The 18,729-nt window shown below is 49.5% G+C and carries 15 protein-coding genes and 3 tRNA genes; 13 read left to right on the top strand and 5 right to left on the bottom strand.

Features of this window, described 5'->3' with window-relative positions; genetic code table 11:
• Window positions 1-19 precede the first annotated feature (19 nt).
• Window positions 20-724, bottom strand: a complete 705-nt coding sequence (locus tag ACTS9Y_RS13965; RefSeq protein WP_442586524.1) for a HisA/HisF-related TIM barrel protein — start codon at window positions 722-724, stop codon at window positions 20-22.
• On the opposite strand from ACTS9Y_RS13965, the gene ACTS9Y_RS13960 reads away from it, so the two are divergent.
• Genes ACTS9Y_RS13960 through ACTS9Y_RS13945 form a run of 4 tightly spaced genes read left to right on the top strand, consistent with a single transcriptional unit; the run spans window position 719 to window position 4,945 of the window.
• Window positions 719-1,798: an ATP-grasp domain-containing protein gene (locus ACTS9Y_RS13960; RefSeq protein WP_442586523.1), complete on the top strand. Its 1,080-nt coding sequence runs from the start codon at window positions 719-721 to the stop codon at window positions 1,796-1,798. The two genes, ACTS9Y_RS13965 and ACTS9Y_RS13960, sit on opposite strands and share 6 nt — an antisense overlap.
• Complete coding sequence (locus ACTS9Y_RS13955; RefSeq protein ID WP_442586522.1) at window positions 1,795-2,847, top strand: hydantoinase/oxoprolinase family protein; 1,053 nt, start codon at window positions 1,795-1,797, stop codon at window positions 2,845-2,847. The genes ACTS9Y_RS13960 and ACTS9Y_RS13955 overlap by 4 nt, the downstream gene beginning before the upstream one ends.
• On the top strand, window positions 2,838-4,265 hold the full coding sequence (gene pabB, locus ACTS9Y_RS13950; RefSeq protein ID WP_442586521.1) for an aminodeoxychorismate synthase component I: 1,428 nt from the start codon (window positions 2,838-2,840) through the stop codon (window positions 4,263-4,265). The genes ACTS9Y_RS13955 and pabB overlap by 10 nt, the downstream gene beginning before the upstream one ends.
• Before the next feature lie 17 nt (window positions 4,266-4,282).
• The gene (locus ACTS9Y_RS13945) at window positions 4,283-4,945 is read left to right on the top strand and encodes an amino acid kinase family protein (RefSeq protein WP_442586520.1); all 663 of its coding nucleotides are present in this window, start codon (window positions 4,283-4,285) and stop codon (window positions 4,943-4,945) included.
• On the opposite strand, the gene ACTS9Y_RS13940 is transcribed toward ACTS9Y_RS13945, so the two are convergent.
• The 4 genes from ACTS9Y_RS13940 to ACTS9Y_RS13925 form a co-directional block, all read right to left on the bottom strand.
• Window positions 4,911-8,066, bottom strand: coding sequence for an efflux RND transporter permease subunit (locus ACTS9Y_RS13940; RefSeq protein WP_442586519.1), 3,156 nt, complete (start codon window positions 8,064-8,066; stop codon window positions 4,911-4,913). The genes ACTS9Y_RS13945 and ACTS9Y_RS13940 overlap by 35 nt on opposite strands.
• A gap of 36 nt (window positions 8,067-8,102) precedes the next feature.
• Window positions 8,103-9,167, bottom strand: coding sequence for an efflux RND transporter periplasmic adaptor subunit (locus ACTS9Y_RS13935; protein ID WP_442586518.1), 1,065 nt, complete (start codon window positions 9,165-9,167; stop codon window positions 8,103-8,105).
• Window positions 9,164-10,582 carry a TolC family protein gene (locus ACTS9Y_RS13930; protein ID WP_442586517.1) on the bottom strand — a complete coding sequence of 473 codons (1,419 nt, stop codon included), beginning with the start codon at window positions 10,580-10,582 and terminating at the stop codon, window positions 9,164-9,166. The genes ACTS9Y_RS13935 and ACTS9Y_RS13930 overlap by 4 nt, the downstream gene beginning before the upstream one ends.
• Window positions 10,583-10,644: 62 nt before the next feature.
• The gene (locus tag ACTS9Y_RS13925) at window positions 10,645-10,881 is read right to left on the bottom strand and encodes a hypothetical protein (protein ID WP_442586516.1); all 237 of its coding nucleotides are present in this window, start codon (window positions 10,879-10,881) and stop codon (window positions 10,645-10,647) included.
• A gap of 151 nt (window positions 10,882-11,032) precedes the next feature.
• Between ACTS9Y_RS13925 and ACTS9Y_RS13920 the strand changes: the two genes are divergently transcribed.
• From ACTS9Y_RS13920 to ACTS9Y_RS13880, 9 genes are all read left to right on the top strand, one after another.
• Window positions 11,033-11,117 (top strand) — tRNA-Leu (locus ACTS9Y_RS13920).
• 166 nt (window positions 11,118-11,283) lie between these two features.
• Complete coding sequence (locus ACTS9Y_RS13915; RefSeq protein WP_442586515.1) at window positions 11,284-11,664, top strand: RidA family protein; 381 nt, start codon at window positions 11,284-11,286, stop codon at window positions 11,662-11,664.
• Between the two features lie 274 nt (window positions 11,665-11,938).
• Window positions 11,939-13,246 (top strand): trigger factor, encoded by a 1,308-nt coding sequence (tig, locus tag ACTS9Y_RS13910; RefSeq protein WP_442586514.1) that lies wholly within the window; start codon window positions 11,939-11,941, stop codon window positions 13,244-13,246.
• 3 nt (window positions 13,247-13,249) lie between these two features.
• Window positions 13,250-13,894: an ATP-dependent Clp endopeptidase proteolytic subunit ClpP gene (gene clpP / locus ACTS9Y_RS13905; protein ID WP_442586513.1), complete on the top strand. Its 645-nt coding sequence runs from the start codon at window positions 13,250-13,252 to the stop codon at window positions 13,892-13,894.
• Between the two features lie 34 nt (window positions 13,895-13,928).
• Window positions 13,929-15,218: an ATP-dependent Clp protease ATP-binding subunit ClpX gene (gene clpX / locus ACTS9Y_RS13900; RefSeq protein WP_442586512.1), complete on the top strand. Its 1,290-nt coding sequence runs from the start codon at window positions 13,929-13,931 to the stop codon at window positions 15,216-15,218.
• 135 nt (window positions 15,219-15,353) lie between these two features.
• The gene (gene lon, locus ACTS9Y_RS13895; RefSeq protein ID WP_442586511.1) at window positions 15,354-17,789 is read left to right on the top strand and encodes an endopeptidase La; all 2,436 of its coding nucleotides are present in this window, start codon (window positions 15,354-15,356) and stop codon (window positions 17,787-17,789) included.
• Between the two features lie 117 nt (window positions 17,790-17,906).
• Complete coding sequence (locus ACTS9Y_RS13890) at window positions 17,907-18,179, top strand: HU family DNA-binding protein (protein WP_055825077.1); 273 nt, start codon at window positions 17,907-17,909, stop codon at window positions 18,177-18,179.
• Between the two features lie 58 nt (window positions 18,180-18,237).
• A tRNA-Val gene (locus ACTS9Y_RS13885) sits at window positions 18,238-18,313 on the top strand.
• A gap of 166 nt (window positions 18,314-18,479) precedes the next feature.
• A tRNA-Asp gene (locus ACTS9Y_RS13880) sits at window positions 18,480-18,556 on the top strand.
• The last annotated feature ends 173 nt before the right edge of the window (window positions 18,557-18,729 follow it).

Here is an 18,729-nt window from a genome sequence, read left to right as displayed (position 1 = left end):
CGGCTGCATGGCCGGTTTTTTATTGGGCAAAGCCGTGCAAGTCTGCCGCTGTGATTTTTTTCTGGTGCAATGCGCTGGCAATTAATACGCCGTCAGCACCTGTGTGAGTGAGCGCTCGGATATCTTCAATATCTCTGACGCCGCCTGCAGCATAGAGTTTTTGCGGTGTTTTTTGTTTCATGGCATGCAGTTTTTCAACATCGGGGCCTTGATTCGCACCTACCTTGGGTAAGCTCATGACGATGGTAGGCTGCGTCCAGTGTATCTGAGACGTTTGCAGGCTTTCTGGGCCATGGAAACCATCCTGAAAATAATCCAGGGAAAGAATGCTGTTTTCAGCTGCATGACGCAGTTGCTGGTAGGTTGGCAAATCGGGCAGTGATTCACTGGCGATCACAGGCCTGATCTTATTATCCAGCCAGGGTGTCAGCGCTGCTACACTCGTCAGCCCAGCATCAACCCACCACTGGATGTGTGGGAATGCCTGGATCGCCTCGGCAATATAGGCGCTGTGGTTGGGCAACAAGGTATCGCCGGTAATGGCATTTAAATCGGCAATATACACACAGTCAAATGGATAAACTTGTAAAATAGCAGCCACGACATCGAGCAGCTGATGGCTTGCCGTTAATTGCGATTGTATCGCGCGGTAAGACTGGCGTTGCCCCTGTATGGCTTGAACAACCTGGCCATGCATCAAATCGATGACGGGAATAATATGCAAAATAAATCTCGTTTAAAAATCTGGGTGTGTGAGTATGTCAGTGCCGGTGGCCTGGCATCTGAATCATTGCCTGCCAGTCTGCTGCAAGAAGGCTTGTTGATGCGCGATGCCTTGCTGGCTGACTTGTCTCAACTGGATGTGGATTGTATCACCAGCCATGATGCGCGGGTGATAGCTCCACAAGGTGTAGCCAGTGTAGCGATACAGCCTGATCACGATGCGTTTGCAATCTGGCAGCAGCAATTATCTGCAGATGATATAGATGCCTGTTGGGTGATTGCGCCGGAAACGGATGGGATACTTGAACGCATGTGCCAGCTGGTGCATAAAGCCGGTAAACGCTGGCTAGGCTGTAGTGAAGCTGCCATCAGGCAAACAAGCTCTAAATCATGGATGGCGGATCTTTGTTCTCAGGCGGGTATATCCACGATCCCACATTGTTATTTGCACGAAGCCGTGGCACTGCCATCGCTACCGCAGCACGAAGTTTCACCTGCCGGCTGGGTGATAAAGCCGGATGATGGGGCAGGGTGTGAGTATACCTATCACTTTAAAAGTGACTTGGAAGTATATGAATTTAATAATAAAATAAAATCAAATCCTGCGATTCCTTATCAGAAGTTACTATTGCAGCCATATCTGCCCGGCATTGCATTAAGCATGTCTGTGATTGCGAGTAACGAGCAGGTCAAAGTCATTGCCGGACACCAGCAATGGGTGAGTGTGGACAATGGTCGGTTCCGTTTTCAAGGGGCGGGAGTGAATCAGGCCGCACAATACTTACCCCTTATGCAGGCGATGGCGGAAAAGATATATCAGGCGATTCCCGGGCTTAGCGGTTACTGGGGCGCTGACCTGATACTGAATGAGGACAACCTTCTGACCCTGGTTGAAATTAATCCACGCCTGACCACCCCTTACATAGGATTATCGAAAGTGTTACAAGAAAATCCAGCCAAACTGGTATTAGATGCTGTTTTGCATAACCACTTAACCACGCGGGCGGCAGCTTCCTCAGTGTCCATCACTTTGCCAGCGGCCGGATCTGCGGCGATTGAGCGCCTGAACTCATGAGTAAGTCTGTGATTGGCTGGGACATCGGCGGGGCGCATGTAAAAGCGGTGCTGCTCAATGCTGAAGGGCATATTGTGCAAGTATCGCAACAGGCATGCGCTTTGTGGAAAGGCTTGCATTTACTCGAGTCTGCTTTACAAACGATTCTGCAAACCTGGGCGATTGAAGCAGATCAATGCCTGCACGCCGTCACCATGACCGGGGAATTGGTCGATTTATTTGAAAATCGGGCACAGGGTGTGCGTGAGATTGCACAAGCGGTCAAAAAGCAGTTACCGCAGGCCATGTTTTATATGGCTGGCATGGATCAAGCAGCCTTATTCACCGAGACCGTCGATGGGCTTGAATCTTATATCGCCTCCATGAACTGGCACGCATCGGCACAGTGCCTGGCTGAAGCCAGTGATGCTTCATGCATGCTTATTGTGGATATTGGTAGCACCACCAGTGATATCACGCTGTGCCATGCGAAGAAGGTTATTGCCAATGGCTGGACGGACGCTGAGCGCATGGAGAGGCATGGATTGTTATATTCAGGAGTGGTGCGCACGCCATTGATGGCATTTGGCCCTTATATCGCGTGGCATCGGCAAACGCGTCACATCACTGCTGAATATTTCGCGACCACTGCTGATGTTTACCGTGTGCTGGGTGAATTAGATCCGGAACATGATCTAGCGGACACTGCCGATGGGCAAGGCCGTTCTGTGCCTGCCAGTATGCGCCGCTTGGCGCGTATGGTCGGGCATGATCTGGAGGATGCTGAAACCAATGATTGGCATTCGCTGGCGCAGGCATTCAAAGATCAGCAGTTGTCCAGCCTGCTACATGCCATTCAATCCTGCATTGAGCAAGCTACGCTACAACCTCAGGCCTTAACAGGCTTGGGAGCGGGCAGTTTCCTGTTACCAGAGATCGCGCAACGCTTGAACCTGACTTATACACCGGCATCAACCTGGATGTCGGCTGGCAACTCCACATTAAAAAGCCACGCAGAAGTATGTTTCCCTGCTTACGCCGTGGCAAGGTTATGGCAAGCATGGCATTGATACAACTCGATTTACCTTATGCCGAAGGCGCTTATTGGCTAACACAGGTCAGGCATTTGCCCTGGCCGATGTTGCTTGAGAGTGGACGGGTGGAAACTGCAGCACAGCAGTCTTCGGTAGATGAAGAAGTCAGCCTGGGGGCGAGGTTCGATATCGTCGTTGCTGATCCAGTGGCAAAGATTATCCATCGCCGGCCTTACACCGTAGTGCATAGCCATCATGACGTTGAGCGTTTTGAGGATGACCCTTTTGCTATCGTCAAACGCTGGTTGCAGCCACACCAGGTCGCACGCGTGGCAGAGGTGCCTTTTGCCGGTGGTGCGCTAGGCTATTTTTCCTATGATCTGGGGCGCAGTATTGAACCCATGCCAGAGCTGGCCGCACAGGATATGCCTCTGCCAGAGTTACTGATAGGTATTTATGATTGGGCGATTGTGGTCGACCATCATCTGCGGCGTTGTACATTGGTATCACACACCAGGTTTATTACACAGCCAGCACTCACAGTGTTGCATCAAACTTTGCTGCAACCACGTGAACAATCAGAGACGCCAGCATTTAGCGTGGTTGGCGATATCTCGCACAACATGCACAAAGCAGCCTACACAGCGGCTTTTCACAAAGTCAAAAATTACATACGCGCCGGCGATTGTTACCAGATTAACCTGGCCCAGCGACTGGCGGTGCAGGTGAGCGGTGATGCCTGGCAAGCTTATGACCAGTTCCGGCAACTGAGTAAAGCGCCTTTTATGGCTTATCTACAGGTGGATGACGGTCAGGACCTATCGTTTTCCGTGTTATCAATGTCACCAGAGCGGTTTCTACAAGTGACTGAAAATAAAGTAGAAACACGGCCGATTAAAGGCACCAGACCCCGGCATGCGGATGCAATACGCGACCAGCAAGAGGCCGAAGCCTTGGCTAACAGTATCAAGGACAGGGCAGAAAACCTGATGATTGTGGATCTGTTACGCAATGATATTGGCAAGGTATGCGAAATAGGCTCGGTCAAGGTCGATGCCTTGTTCCGTTTGCAGCGGTTTACCAATGTGCATCACTTAGTGAGCATCGTGCGTGGCGTGCTGGCAAATGGCTATCATGCGTTAGACCTGTTACGAGGCTGTTTTCCAGGCGGATCCATCACCGGCGCACCCAAACTGCGTGCCATGGAGATCATTGAAGAGTTAGAGCCACACCGGCGCGGCATTTATTGTGGCAGCATAGGCTATATCGGTTTTGATGGCAGTATGGATACCAATATCGCTATCCGCACTGCAGTGATCTGCAAGCAGACCATGACTTTTTACGCCGGTGGCGGGGTGGTGGCTGATTCAGATTGTGACAAGGAATACCAGGAAACCTTAGATAAAGCTTCCCAGTTTTTAAAACTGGTTGCACAATTCAAAACACCAACTTAATAGCCGGGGAAAATACCATGTGGGTGATCAAGCTGGGAGGTAGCGTGACACACCATGACAGCCTGCTCAAATGGCTGCAACTGGTGGTCCGTTGGGGCGATGGCAAAGTGATTATCGTACCCGGTGGCGGGGTGTATGCCGACGCCGTGCGTGAGTTTCAGCAGATACGCGAACGTTTGCCAGATGGACATATCACCGATGTGCATGCACATGCGCTCGCTATTTATGCCATGGACCAGATGGCACGCAGCCTGGTTGCCATGGTGCCCGAACTGACGCTGGTGCGTAACCCCCTGGAGATTGCCGAGCGCGGCTGGCAGCACCGCGGGCTGGTCTGGTTGCCCAGTGAAATGGCTTTAAACCCCGAGTTATGGGCAGAGATGGCGCTGCCGGAAAATTGGGAAATCACCTCCGACAGTTTAGCTGCCTGGCTGGCCTGCCAGCTCGAAGCCAGTCATTTGCTACTGGTGAAATCCGAGGATAGTTTATTGCAACAAAAGCCTACCTTTGACCTGGCTGCCTTGCAGGCGCAGGGTATTGTCGATGCAGGATTATCCAGCATCCTGCCACAAGCGACATTTCAAACCTGGGTCATGCATCAAAGCCATGTGAAGCTGTTTGAACAAGGGCTGGCTGTGCAAGCCCTTAGCGGGAAACTGGTTCATCTACCTCAAACATAGCTGTTTTTTCAAACCGGCCAAAATGCAACATGATGGTCGGCAGGATCAGCAAGTTGAGTATGGTGGAGGAAATCAATCCGCCGACAATAATGGTAGCCATCGGCCCTTCGATCTCCCGACCAGGCTCACCACTGCCTATGGCCAGTGGCAACAAGCCTAGTGCCGTAACCAGGGCCGTCATCAATACCGATGGCAAACGTTCAGAAGCGCCACGTATGCAGGTTTCCAGATTCCATTCGCAGCCTTCTTTATCTACCAGATGCTGGAAATGCGACACCATCATAATGGAGTTGCGCAAAGTGATACCAAACAGCGTCACAAAGCCCACCAGCGTACCTACCGAAATCCAGCCGCCGGCAAAGAAGGTGGCGACAACGCCGCCAATCAGCGCGAAGGGCAGGTTGGCAAAGGTGAGCAACAGGTTGCGCAAACTGCCAAAAGCAATATAAAGCATCAGGAAGATGGCAGCCCCGGCCACCAGCGAATGTATGATCAGATCGCGGCGGGATTCGGCGTTGGCCTCTGCTTCACCAGAAAACTCCATGTAGTTTCCAGTGTGCAAGGTGAGTTTCTGGCGCAATGCTTTCTGTATCTCATCCATAACCAGTGCTTGGTCGCGCCCGGCAAGATTGGCGGTGATGGTTTGAATACGTTTGGCCCCCGAGTGTAATATCTTGGAGCGGCCGCCTTCCTGTGCAATATAAGCGACATCTGACAGTTTCAGCATCTGGCCTTCGGGGTTGAATATGGGGATATTACGCATATCGGCAATATCGTCCCTGTTGCTGTCGTTGAGCAACACACTGACGCCTATGGAGCGATTGCCCATGAATACATGGTTGACCGGCACGCCTTCATAGCTGGCTTTGACCGTATCCAGTACATCCACAGGTTGTAGCCCCCACAATGACAGTTTTTCCTGTTTGAGCCGAATAGCGATTTCCGGTGTTTCGGGCGGTGATTGAACCATGACATCCCTGACGCCGCGGATGCCGCCCAGGATATTGGCGACTTTTTGTGCATCCCGGTCCAGCGCGTCCAGGTCATGACCATAAATATTGACCACCAGGCCAGCGGCATAGCCGGAAATCGTCTCTTCTATGCGTTCACTAAGAAAAGTATTAATGGCAAAGTTGGCGCCAATAAACCCTAATTCGACTTTGCCATCATCGTCGTCATCTTCCGATTCGCCGGCCAGTTCTTCACGGATGCTGCGATAAATCCTTTCCTGCTCTGCGCCGGAAACGGTGCCGGTTTCTACTTCAAATTCACTGTAATGCGTGCCAAACGTATCGGCGGCATTCGGTGCGCGGCCTACCCATTGCGCCACGCTTTTCACCCCAGGGATATCCAGCAGGACTTTAGTCACCTGGTTGCCGAGTTTCAGCGATTGCACCTCAGATGTCCCCGGCACCGTGGTCATATGCAGGATGTAATGCCCCTCATGCAGCACCGGAATAAACTGGCTCCTGAACAGTGGCAGTAACACCAGGCCTAGCGCAATACACACAAAGCTGCTCACAAGGATGATCTGGTAACGGTGCTCGATATGGTGCAGCACTTTCACGTATCTGTGCTTCAGCCAGCGTAGCAAGGGGGATTCCTGGTTATCCAGCCGCGCTTTACCCAGCAGGGCGTAACAGAGAGCCGGTGTCAGTGTCAGTGCGACCACCAGTGACGCCAGAATGGCTGAAATGTATGCGTAAGCAAGCGGCGCAAATAGTTTGCCTGCCACGCCGGAGAGTGTAATGAGCGGTAAAAATACCAGCGCCACGATGATGGTGGCGTAGAAAACAGAACCACGGACTTCCATAGACGCCTGGAAGACCACTTGCCGGATAGGCAAAGGTTGCGCAAGTTGCCGGTTTTCACGCAAGCGCCGGAAGATATTCTCGGTATCGATAATGGCATCATCCACCACTTCGCCCAGAGCGATGGCAAGGCCGCCCAGCACCATGATATTCAGCCCCACACCATACTGGTGTAATACGACGATGGCAGATAGCAACGAAAGCGGAATGGCGGTGACTGAAATGACGGCCGTGCGCACGTTGAACAAAAATACGAACAACACCGCGATCACCAGGGTTGAGCCGATCAGGATATCGGAACGCAGGCTGTTGATCGCGGTTTCGATAAAGTTGGCCGGGCGAAACAAGCCCTCATGCAGAGTCACTTGCTGACTGGTCAGGCTGGGTTTGATATCCGCCAGCTTTTTTTCCAGCAACTGGGTCAGCGCATAAGTATTGGCACCCAGCTGGCCTTGCACAGAAAGGTAAACAGCCGGCTTGCCGTTAATGGCTGCGGCGCTAATGGAGGGCGCAGCGCCTTCGGCGACCTCGGCGACATCCCGGATGCGTATGGTGCGGCCTAGCTTGCGGACCAGTGTGATATTGCTTAATTGTTGCGGCGTAGTAGTCTGGCCCTGGCTATTCAGGATAATGCGCTGGTTATCATTCTGGATGTAACCGGCTCCGCGTACACCAGTGCCGCGGCTGGCGGCAGCTACCACATCCTGGATGTTCAACTGGTACAACATCAGTTTGCGTGGATCTATCTTGATCTGGAACTGGCGGACTTCACCGCCAAATACATTGATATCTGCTACGCCAGGAATCGACATCAGATGCGGCGTCAAATGCCAGTCTACCAATGTGCGTAGCTGCATCATGGTCAGTTTGTCTGAAGTGACACCCAGACCAAGAACCGTACTGGCCGAAGAGGTGAGCGGGGTGATGTTGGGGATAATCCCTGGAGGTAACTGGTTTCCCAGCATGTTCAGGTGTTCGGCAATGATTTGCCGGTTGCGGTAAATATCTGATTTATCCTGGAAAATAACCGTGATCACCGACAGTCCGGGAATGGATTGCGAACGCAGGCTTTTAATGCCTATGGCACCGGCAATGATATTTTCAATCGGCTGGGTGACCAGTTTTTCTACCAGGCTGGCTGAAAGGCCCGGCGATTCGGTTTGAATGACGATCTGTGTCGGTGCAAACTCCGGGAAGACATTCAAGTCGCTTTGGGTCAGGCTATAGGTGCCATACACCAGAATCAGCATGGCCAGCCCGATAATGACGCCATAAAAGCGAATGGCGAACCTGACTAAAGCCGACATCATGGCCGTTGTGCTTTCCGGATGCTTGTTAAGTGCGGCTTAGTCGTCATTCTCATTTTTAATCTGGAATTTAAACTCTTCCGAGAGCAATAGTTGCGCGCCATGAATGACGACTTCAGTCCCCGCGCGCAGGTTATTATCAAACCAGCCATTGTCCAGCTCGACATCGGAAGCCACCGGTTTACGCAGAAAGGTATCCTGCTTGGTTTTGACATAAATCCAGGCCATGCCGCCATGCCAGACGATGGCTTGGTTGGGCACGATCACGCCCTTGAGCATGGCTGATGATGATTGCGCGGGGACCACATTGACACGCATGCCTACACGCAGGAAATCTGCCGGCGCACTATAGAAATAGGTTTTTCCGATATTGCTGATATCAGTCTGGATGGATTGCGACACATAGTCAGCGCGGATCGGTTTCACTTCATCCTGGATAGGGGAGATGAAAATCGTGGAATTTGCTTCCGGCTCTTTAAAGTTCAGCGGGAAACTGACTTGTACCAATACTTTTTTTTGCATCAGCAAATCATGCAATGGCCCTGATGAAGGGTGCTGTGTGATCAGGGTCGCCAGCGGTTTACCCCATTGCGCGACGATGGTATCCGTCAAGGCTTTTAGTTGCGCCTGAGTGGCCCTGATTTGTGTCTGGTCATTGATGACCAGGGCTTGGGCTTCCTGCACCGCTTTGTCAGAGACGTTTTTATCGTCTTCATTTAACTGCTTGTAGCGCTGATATTGCAGCTGATGGTTAGGCAATACGCTTTCTGCGATGGCTAGCTGGGTGTTCAATTGCTGGTACTGGCTATTGTAATCCACCAATGTCTGAATAGAGATCACAGAACCGAGCACCTTGATATTGCCATGATAATCATAGGGTTGCAGGGCTTGTACACTGATGCCGCTATTTTGCTGGGTTGCCAGGTTCAGTTGCACGACCTGCAGGCCGTTTTGCTCAACCACATGCACCGGCCCGTCAATTTCTTCCTCGTCATCATTCTGCATTGTTTCATATTCATCACGGCCGACCAGCACGACGACCCAGATCAGGAGAATGATCAATGCAATCTGAGCCCCGATAATCCAGAGTGCTTTTTTATTCATTTGACTGGCGCCTCTTGCGTTTGAAGGGTAAAAGTTGCTGTTTGTTGTGAGAGCAATAATGGTTTCTGCATCACGTTTTCAATTTCCTGTAATGCACGCATGACGTTTGCCTGCTGCGTCACCAGCCGTTGCTGTGCGGCATAAAACTGGATTTCCATCTGCAAGTACTCCGTCTTGTCGATCAAGCCCTGGTGCCATTGGTTTTCAAGCTGCTGTTTGCGTTGTGATTGCTGGGCATATTCTTGGGTCATGGTGATCAGCAGGTTAGCGGCATCACGGTATTTTAAATAGCTTTGCTCGGACAATTGAATAATATGATGTTGCAAGGCATAAAAGCGCGTCGCTTCATTTTGGCGGAGTTGCTCGGCGTGCGCCCACAGGTCTGAGGATTTATTGAGCAGATTCAGCATGCCTCCAATCCCCAGTGCCCATATTCTGTCCCCATACTCATAGAGAATGCCCGGGCTGAGCGAGAGGTCCGGGTAACGTTTCGCCATCTCCAGCCGTAATTGCGACTCTGCCTTGGCGTATTGCGCCAGCCCGCGCTGGATATCCATGCGGTTGGTCAGGGCGTAATGCTGGATAGTCTTGGCATCCTGATAAGCTTGTGGCTGGTCGAATCTGGCTTTGAGTATCTGTGAAATATTCACCGCGCCAATATTAAGAGCGACGTTATTCTGGTCAGTCAGGCCGGCATCATGCATGATCTTTTGTTCTGTTTGCCTGATTTGCAGGTTCAGTTGCTGTAACTGCCAGGCAGACTGATCATGCTGCAAGCGGATCGGTAATACATCGGATTTGCCTGCGACGCCGATATCCAGCCTCTTCTGGTAAGCACTTAACAGGCTGGCTTGCGATTTTTGCAGTTTTGCCAGGCTGCCGTGCAGCGCCTGTTGTTCTGCCAGCAGGATCAGGTCCAGGCTCAATTGCTGCCTGAGCATCCACGCAGTTTCTGAAATCAGTATTTTGGCAATATCTGCTTGGTATTGCGCGATGTCGATACTGATCTGACGTTTGTTGGCGGTGATGACAGGGATATCTACCTGCAAGCCATAAGCCCAGGGACTGATATCCCCATTGGCCTGGTTACTGTGGGAAAGTTGCCCGTTAAGGCCCACTAATGGACGCAGGCCGGCACTGGTGATACCGGCCAGTGCTACCGCGTAATCTGACTTCGCGACTTTAAGGGTAGGGTGAAAATACAAGGCCGAGAGCGTGAGCCTGTCTATATCCCACGCGGTGATTGGCCATTCGGTTTGAGGATATTGCGTCTGTACAAACTGCCTGAAGCCTGCTTGCGTAGGCGTCGCCTGCTGGATGCTCTCGATATTTTCTTGCTGCTGGATAGGTTTTGCCTGGTAGGCGATGCCGCAAGCAGCGAGCAGTAGCGGGCATAAGCAGACGAGAGTGCGCATGGAATCAACAGTACTGCAGGGCAGCGCGTTGAATAATGATGAAATGCATCAACGCCAACAAATTACTCAACAATAGTCGCGTTGACGGCATCCAACGCATCTTGCAACAAGTCTTCTGGTAGCTGGTTAATGCTGGTCGCTAGTAAATCAGCGGCTTCTACGGTACGAATAGGGAGGTCAGCCGAATTCAACTCTGCGATTAATCCTGCCGCAACACCCGCAATCTTTAGCAGCACTTCGCGGTCTCTCATTAAAAGCTCTAGTTCTGCTCTGAGCATATTTTCTTCAGCTGAATACATATCCTGTCCTGACACTCACTATTACAAAATCAATTCCGCATCTTGCAGTTGAATGCCCGGCTTGTCAATGTGATGTCAGGCAGATTGTGAGCGCAGCGTGAATGCGCTATAATAACGAAGTCGGTCCTGCATCAAATGCCGGACTGGTTTTGCGAAAGTGGCGGAATTGGTAGACGCACTGGATTTAGGTTCCAGCGCCGCGAGGCGTGAGAGTTCGAGTCTCTCCTTTCGCACCATACATTTAAAGCCATACAAGATGTATGGTGCGAATTTTAAAATTCAAAGTTTTAAAGTTAAAAATTTAAAGTGTATTGCAATCAATGAGGCTTCCTTCACAGGAGGCCTTTGTTGTTTGGGCAAGCCCTTATCAGGTGAACTGACTTAGACAGGATGGAATAAATCATGAAAATAGTACAAACCCCACAGGCACCAGCAGCGATTGGTCCCTATGCGCAAGGCGTTATCGTCGGTAATATACTGTATACCTCTGGCCAAATTGCGTTGCGCCCTGATGGCAGCCTGAATGACGGCGATGTCGTGGTACAAACCCAGCAGGTGCTGGCAAATCTGCAAGCGATCATTGAAGCGGCGGGTGGCAATTTACACCAGGTCGTTAAAACGACGGTGTTTTTAAAAAACCTGGATGACTTTGTGGCGATGAATCAGGTGTATGGTGAGGCTTTTGGCACCCACACACCTGCGCGCTCTACAGTTCAAGTGGCAAAATTGCCGCGTGACGTACTGGTTGAAATTGAAGCGATTGTTGCGTTAGGTGAGATTTAAGCTTTTAAATTGAATTAGCCATCGCATGTGTATTGTTTTATCCACACTAAACAGGCAACATCCTATCTGTTAGATGCATCTGTGCTGGGTGCTGTTTTGAAGTTTATTTCAATTGCGACTTGTGTTATATTTTTATGCTCTTTTTTCATGATTTGATCACTTTGTAAAGCTTATAAAGTATGGTCAGGTTATGCTAAACATTCATTGAGGCGTGCAGTGGCGCGCCCATTCACATAACCCATCGTTATCAAACGATTTTTACAGGAAGTGCAGCATGGCAGCAGTATCTGTTGAAACAGTCAGCAACTTGGAACGTCGCATGACAATTAAAGTCCCTTTGGCTCCTCTGGAAGGGCAAATCAGGCAACGTTTGCAACAAATTTCGCGCACCGCCAAATTTTCAGGTTTCCGCCCAGGCAAAGCGCCTGTGGGTCTGGTGAACCAGCACTATGGTAATCAGGTGCGTGATGAAGTGTATTCCAAAGCGGTTGAAACCAGCTTTGGTGACGCTGTTGAACAAAACAAACTGCGTGTTGCAGGCTTTCCTAACATTGAGCATCTTCCATTTAAAGAAGCTGCCGAAGAATTGGAATATGTCGCCACTTTCGAGATTTTCCCTGAAGTCGCTATCGGCGATTTGAGCAAAGTGAAAATCGAACGTCCGGCACTGGAAGTGACTGACGCTGATGTTGAAAAAACATTGGACGTATTAGTCAAACAGCGCGTGAGCTACGAGCCAGTGAAACGTGCATCCAAAAAGGCCGATCGCATCAACATCACATTGACAGCCTCTATCGATGGTCAACAGGTGGAAAGCACTGGCGATCGTGGCATTGACCTGGTGATTGGTGAGCCTGGTCGTGTGGCTGAGTTTGATGATGCACTGGTTGGTGGTAAAACCGGTTCTGAAAAGAGCTTTGATATCACTTATCCTGCAGACCACAATCCTGCCCAACTCGCTGGTAAAACAGTGACTTATGCGGTGAAGTTTATTTCTGTTTCACAACCTGTTTATCCAGCGATCGATGCAGAATTCGCCAAAAACCTGGGTGTCGAAGATGGCAACCTGGACACGATGAAGTCTGAAATCAAGCAAAGCCTGGAGCAAGAGGTTGCAAAGCGCATTACAGCGCGTTTGAAAGAGGGCGTGTTTGAGGCGCTGGTGAACGAAAGCACATTCGAACTGCCAAAAGCGATTGTAGCGGCTGAAACTAACCGCCTGATGCAAGTGGCTGCGCAAAACCTGCGTGAACGCGGCGTAGACCCGCAAACTGTGCCTATGGAGCCTTCTGTGTTTGAAGCCCAGGCGCAGCGTAATGCCAAATTGCGCCTGATCCTGACTGAAGTGGTCAACAGCAATGATTTACAAGCCAATGCCGACCAGGTACGCGCCATGGTAGATACCTTTGCACTGAGCTTTGAGAAACCTGCAGAGCTGGTGAGTTGGTACTATGCCGACGTAAAACGCCTGGACGAACCAGCCGCTTTGGCAACTGAAGAAAATGTCGTGGCTTGGGTGCTTGAGAAAGCCAAAGTTACTAACAAAAAAGTTAAATTTGATGAATTGATGATGGGTGCTTAAACCATGAATTATATGAACGCAAGCGAAGGCATGATGCAAGAAAGAATGGAGCCGCAAGGCCTTGGGTATATCCCAATGGTGATTGAGCAAAGTGGTAGAGGTGAGCGTTCATATGACATCTACTCACGCCTGCTGAAAGAGCGCGTTATTTTCCTGATTGGCCCAGTGAATGATATGACAGCCAACCTGGTGGTTGCGCAGCTCTTGTTCCTGGAAGCGGAAAATCCTGACAAAGATATTTCTTTGTATATCAACTCGCCGGGCGGCTCAGTGACTGCGGGCATGTCTATTTATGACACCATGCAGTTCATCAAGCCGGATGTCAGTACTTTATGTATTGGCCAGGCGGCAAGCATGGGCGCGTTCCTGTTAACTGCAGGCGCTAAAGGCAAGCGTTTCAGCCTGCCTAACTCACGCGTGATGATTCACCAGCCATTGGGCGGTTTCCAAGGTCAGGCGTCTGATATTGCGATTCATGCCAAAGAAATTTTGTATTTAAAAGACAAACTGAATGGCATCATGGCACATCACACAGGGCAGCCAATTGACAGAATCGCTACCGATACTGACCGTGATAACTTTATGAGTGCAGATGCTGCCAAGGATTACGGTCTGGTAGATCAAGTGATTGCCACACGCGCTGTTTAATATTTGGTGAAATGAGACTAGCAGGGGAATAAATATGGCCAATAAGTCAGATAGCGAAAAGCTTTTGTATTGCTCGTTTTGTGGCAAGAGTCAGCATGAAGTCAAAAAGCTGATTGCAGGCCCGTCCGTATTTATTTGCGATGAATGCGTTGATTTATGTAATGACATCATTCGTGAAGAAATCCAGAGCCTGAACGAGATCAAGTCCGCAGATAAAAAACTGCCGACACCTCAGGAAATTTGTTCTATTCTGGATCAATATGTCATTGGTCAGGTGCAAGCCAAAAAGAATTTATCTGTAGCGGTTTACAACCACTATAAGCGCTTGGGTTACAACCCGCTTTCTGAAGGTGCTCAGGCGCCTAAAGACGATGTTGAAGTCCAGAAAAGCAACATTTTGCTCATTGGCCCTACAGGCTCAGGTAAAACTTTGTTGGCGCAATCATTGGCCCGCATGCTGGATGTGCCATTTGTCATGGCGGATGCAACGACTTTGACGGAAGCCGGCTATGTGGGTGAAGACGTGGAAAACATCATGCAGAAATTGCTGCAAAAGTGTGATTACGACGTTGAAAAAGCACAGCGCGGCATTGTATATATCGATGAAGTCGACAAGATTTCACGTAAATCTGATAATCCATCCATTACCCGTGACGTATCGGGTGAGGGCGTGCAGCAGGCTTTGCTTAAGCTGATCGAAGGTACGATTGCTTCTGTGCCTCCGCAAGGTGGCCGCAAGCACCCGAACCAGGAGTTCGTCCAGCTGGATACCACCAATATTCTGTTTATTTGCGGTGGTGCGTTCGATGGCCTGGAAAAAGTGATTCGCCATCGCTCTGAAAAAGGCGGTATCGGTTTTGGTGCCGAGGTGAAGAGCAAAGAAGATATCCGTGCGGTAGGTGAAGTTTTACGCGATGTAGAGCCAGAAGATCTGATCAAGTTTGGCCTGATTCCAGAATTCATTGGTCGTTTGCCTGTGGTGGCCACGCTTGAGTCTCTGGATGAGGCTGCTTTGATGACCATCCTGATCGAGCCAAGAAATGCATTGACCAAGCAATATATGAAACTATTCAAGATGGAAGGCGTTGAGCTGGAGTTTGAAGACTCTGCACTGCGCTTGATCGCCAAAAAAGCCCTGGAAAGAAAAACTGGTGCCCGTGGCCTTCGTTCTATCATGGAGCATGCATTGCTTGATTTGATGTATGAATTGCCATCGTTAAAAGATTTGTCCAAAGTCATCGTTGATGCTGGTGCCATTGAGCATACTTCTGAGCCTATCCTGATTTACCAGGATGCCCAAAAACGCGTCGAAAACGCCAGTTAAATCATGCTTGCAATAGCCTCCGGGCTATTGCAAGATACCATCTATTACTCTTGAGAGTCTGTTCTCTTGAATTTTCAAAGTACGTTCCCATCTAAATGCAAAGGCACATGCCTTTGACACTTTTTGAAAGAAGCTATGACCGAACACACTTTGTTTGACGCCGAGACTCCGGAAGAAACCACCTTGATCCCTTTGCTGCCATTGCGCGATGTAGTGGTATACCCGCATTTAGTCATTCCGCTGTTTGTAGGCCGCACCAAGTCAGTAAAAGCCCTAGAACGTGCTTCTGAAGGTGATAAAAAGATATTGCTGGTTGCCCAGAAGTCTGCAAATAAAGACGACCCTGTTGCGGAAGACCTGTACGAGATCGGTACTTTAGCCACTGTATTGCAAATGCTGAAACTACCGGATGGCACTGTGAAAGTGCTGGTAGAAGGCCTGCATCGTGTGCGCGTGACCGATTTCACTGAAACCGATGAATGCTTTATGGCATTGGGTGAAGAAATCGAACAAACCGACCAGAACGACAAAGAGGCTGAAGCCTTGATGCGTACTGTCATGACCCAGTTTGACCAATACGTCAAACTGAACAAGAAGATCCCACCGGAAATCTTAACGTCACTGGCCACTATTAATGAGCCTGGTCGCCTGGCAGACACCATTTCTGCACACCTGACGCTCAAGCTGGAAGAAAAGCAGAAAGTACTGGAAATGCTCAGTGTGATTGAGCGTCTGGAGCATTTGCTCTACCTGATGGAGTCAGAAATCGACATCCTGCAGGTTGAAAAACGTATCCGTGGCCGTGTCAAACGCCAGATGGAGAAGAGCCAGCGCGAATATTACCTGAATGAGCAAGTAAAAGCCATCCAGAAAGAGCTGGGCGAGCAGGACGAAAACGCCGAGATGGAGGAGCTTGAGCAACGCATTAAAAATGCAGCTATGCCTAAAGAAGCCCTCACTAAAGTCACGGCAGAATTCAAAAAACTCAAGTTGATGTCGCCGATGTCGGCAGAGGCGTCGGTTGTCCGCAATTACATCGATACTTTACTCAATTTGCCTTGGAAGAAAAAAACCAAGATCAGCAAAGATCTGCAAGCCGCGGAAGATATCCTGGATGCAGATCATTATGGCCTGGATAAGGTCAAAGAGCGTATCGTTGAATATCTTGCAGTGCAACAGCGTGTCGGTAAGCTGAAGGCACCTATTTTATGCCTGGTAGGCCCTCCAGGCGTCGGTAAAACGTCGCTGGGACAAAGTATTGCCAAAGCGGTCAATCGCAAGTTTGTGCGTATGGCTTTGGGTGGTGTGCGTGACGAAGCAGAAATCCGTGGTCACCGTCGTACCTATATCGGCTCCATGCCAGGCAAAGTATTGCAAAGCATGGCCAAAGTGGGGGTGAAAAACCCATTGTTCCTGCTGGATGAAGTCGACAAAATGGGCCAGGACATGCGCGGAGACCCATCTTCTGCCTTGCTGGAAGTGCTTGACCCTGAGCAAAACCACACATTTGCCGATCACTATGTTGAAGTCGACTATGATTTGAGCGATGTCATGTTTGTGGCCACGGCTAACAGCATGAATATTCCTGAGCCATTATTGGATCGTATGGAAATCATTCGTCTTGCGGGTTATACCGAAGATGAAAAGATCAATATTGCTCAGCGTTATCTATTGCCCAAGCAACTGAAAGCGCACGCACTGAAAACGACAGATATTTCCGTGGCAGAAACCGTGTTGCGCGATATTGTGCGCTATTACACGCGTGAAGCAGGTGTGCGTCGCCTGGAGCAAGAAATCGCAAAAATTTGCCGTAAAGCAGTGAAAGAACAATTGCTGGCCAAAGGCAAAACGAAAACAGTTAAGAAAGTGAACATCAACAGTAAAAACCTTGAGCAGTACCTGGGCGTCAGACGCTATGACTTTGGTGTTGCTGCCAAGGAAAATCAGGTCGGGCAGGTGACTGGCCTGGCATGGACATCTGTGGGTGGTGAATTGCTGACGATTGAAGCGGTTACCTTGCTGGGTAAGGGTAAGACTATCACCACTGGTAAATTGGGTGATGTGATGCAAGAATCAGTATCTGCTGCAATGAGTGTAGTGCGTAGCCGTGCCGAAGGTTTAGGTATCAGTCCAGATTTTTACGAGAAAAAGGATATCCATATCCACTTGCCTGAAGGCGCTACGCCAAAAGATGGCCCAAGTGCCGGCATTGCATTAACGACAGCACTAGTTTCTGTGCTGACAGGTATTCCTGCGCGTGCTGATGTGGCGATGACAGGTGAAATCACTTTGCGTGGTGAAGTGTTGCCGATTGGTGGCTTGAAAGAGAAACTGCTGGCAGCCCATCGTGGTGGGATCAAAACAGTATTAATTCCGTCTGCCAATGAAAAAGATCTGGTCGATATTCCTGCAAATATCAAAAAAGATCTGGAAATTCACCCGGTAAAATGGATAGATCAGGTGCTCGATTTAGCACTTGAAACGGCACCACAGCCACTTTCTGTCAAAACGCCTGAAGTCGAAATTGTGGCCTCAGAAGACGGAAATTCCGAGCAGGCGGTCACGCATTAGTTAAATTGATGCGAATTATTGTCAAAACGCTGGATTAGCGCTTGACAGCTCGTTTTGCGGCTTGATATAAAGGCAATACAGGATGTACCTGTTTTTTTAACTAGATAGGGGAAACACGTGAATAAATCAGAATTGATAGATCATATTGCTAATGCAGCCGGTATTTCGAAAGCCGCAGCCGCTCGTGCTCTGGATGCAACGACAGAAGCAATCTCTGGTGCACTGAAAAAAGGTGATTTGGTAACATTGATTGGTTTTGGTACATTCTATGTAGGTGAGCGTTCTGCCCGTTCCGGCCGCAATCCTCGTACTGGTGCAACAATTAACATCAAAGCCGCTAAATCTCCTAAATTTAGGGCTGGCAAAGGTTTGAAAGATGCTGTAAACTAGCGTGCTTTGGTTGAGCGCTAACATGCTCGGCCAGCTGTAGCAACACTTGGGTTGTTACGGGTGCTTAGCTCAGTTGGTAGAGCGTCGCCCTTACAAGGCGAATGTCAGCGGTTCGACCCCGTTAGCACCCACCAGACAATTTGAAAATCAAGAGTGCGAAGTCTGCGCTCTTAATTTTTTAAGTCTAGCCATACTTAATAAATTACATTAAAAAGTAACTCTAAGTAGCGGTAAATAGTTAGAAAATAGTTGTTGAAATTATAAAAAAGATCGTGTTATAATTTCGCTTTAACGATTACTGGAGCGGTAGTTCAGTTGGTTAGAATACCGGCCTGTCACGCCGGGGGTCGCGGGTTCGAGTCCCGTCCGCTCCGCCAACATAAAAACGAGTTAGGTTCATACCTAACTCGTTTTTTTTCGTCTATATTCCAAACTTAAACATGATTTTATTTAATTGGCTTGGTCGTAAGTATTTCACGCCTGCCGTTATGATTCTTTCAATACTTCCTTTTGCATTTGCCGGGATATTTTCCTTCCCTTTATTCTTACT

The sequence above is a fragment of the Methylophilus sp. genome (assembly GCF_052173275.1).
GTDB lineage: Bacteria > Pseudomonadota > Gammaproteobacteria > Burkholderiales > Methylophilaceae > Methylophilus.
The sequence above is the reverse complement of the archived record's forward strand: the minus strand, read 5'-3'. Positions and strand labels throughout refer to the sequence as shown.

Excerpts from the sequence above, each read along its gene's own strand:
- ACTS9Y_RS13960 (WP_442586523.1), top strand. The coding sequence starts at position 719 with ATGCAAAATAAATCTCGTTTAAAAATCTGGGTGTGTGAGTATGTCAGT.
- pabB (WP_442586521.1), top strand. The coding sequence starts at position 2,838 with ATGGCATTGATACAACTCGATTTACCTTATGCCGAAGGCGCTTATTGG.
- ACTS9Y_RS13935 (WP_442586518.1), bottom strand. The coding sequence starts at position 9,167 with ATGAATAAAAAAGCACTCTGGATTATCGGGGCTCAGATTGCATTGATC.
- ACTS9Y_RS13930 (WP_442586517.1), bottom strand. The coding sequence starts at position 10,582 with ATGCGCACTCTCGTCTGCTTATGCCCGCTACTGCTCGCTGCTTGCGGC.
- clpX (WP_442586512.1), top strand. The coding sequence starts at position 13,929 with ATGGCCAATAAGTCAGATAGCGAAAAGCTTTTGTATTGCTCGTTTTGT.
- ACTS9Y_RS13925 (WP_442586516.1), bottom strand. The coding sequence starts at position 10,881 with ATGTATTCAGCTGAAGAAAATATGCTCAGAGCAGAACTAGAGCTTTTA.
- ACTS9Y_RS13955 (WP_442586522.1), top strand. The coding sequence starts at position 1,795 with ATGAGTAAGTCTGTGATTGGCTGGGACATCGGCGGGGCGCATGTAAAA.
- clpP (WP_442586513.1), top strand. The coding sequence starts at position 13,250 with ATGAATTATATGAACGCAAGCGAAGGCATGATGCAAGAAAGAATGGAG.
- ACTS9Y_RS13940 (WP_442586519.1), bottom strand. The coding sequence starts at position 8,066 with ATGATGTCGGCTTTAGTCAGGTTCGCCATTCGCTTTTATGGCGTCATT.
- ACTS9Y_RS13945 (WP_442586520.1), top strand. The coding sequence starts at position 4,283 with ATGTGGGTGATCAAGCTGGGAGGTAGCGTGACACACCATGACAGCCTG.
- lon (WP_442586511.1), top strand. The coding sequence starts at position 15,354 with ATGACCGAACACACTTTGTTTGACGCCGAGACTCCGGAAGAAACCACC.
- tig (WP_442586514.1), top strand. The coding sequence starts at position 11,939 with ATGGCAGCAGTATCTGTTGAAACAGTCAGCAACTTGGAACGTCGCATG.
- ACTS9Y_RS13915 (WP_442586515.1), top strand. The coding sequence starts at position 11,284 with ATGAAAATAGTACAAACCCCACAGGCACCAGCAGCGATTGGTCCCTAT.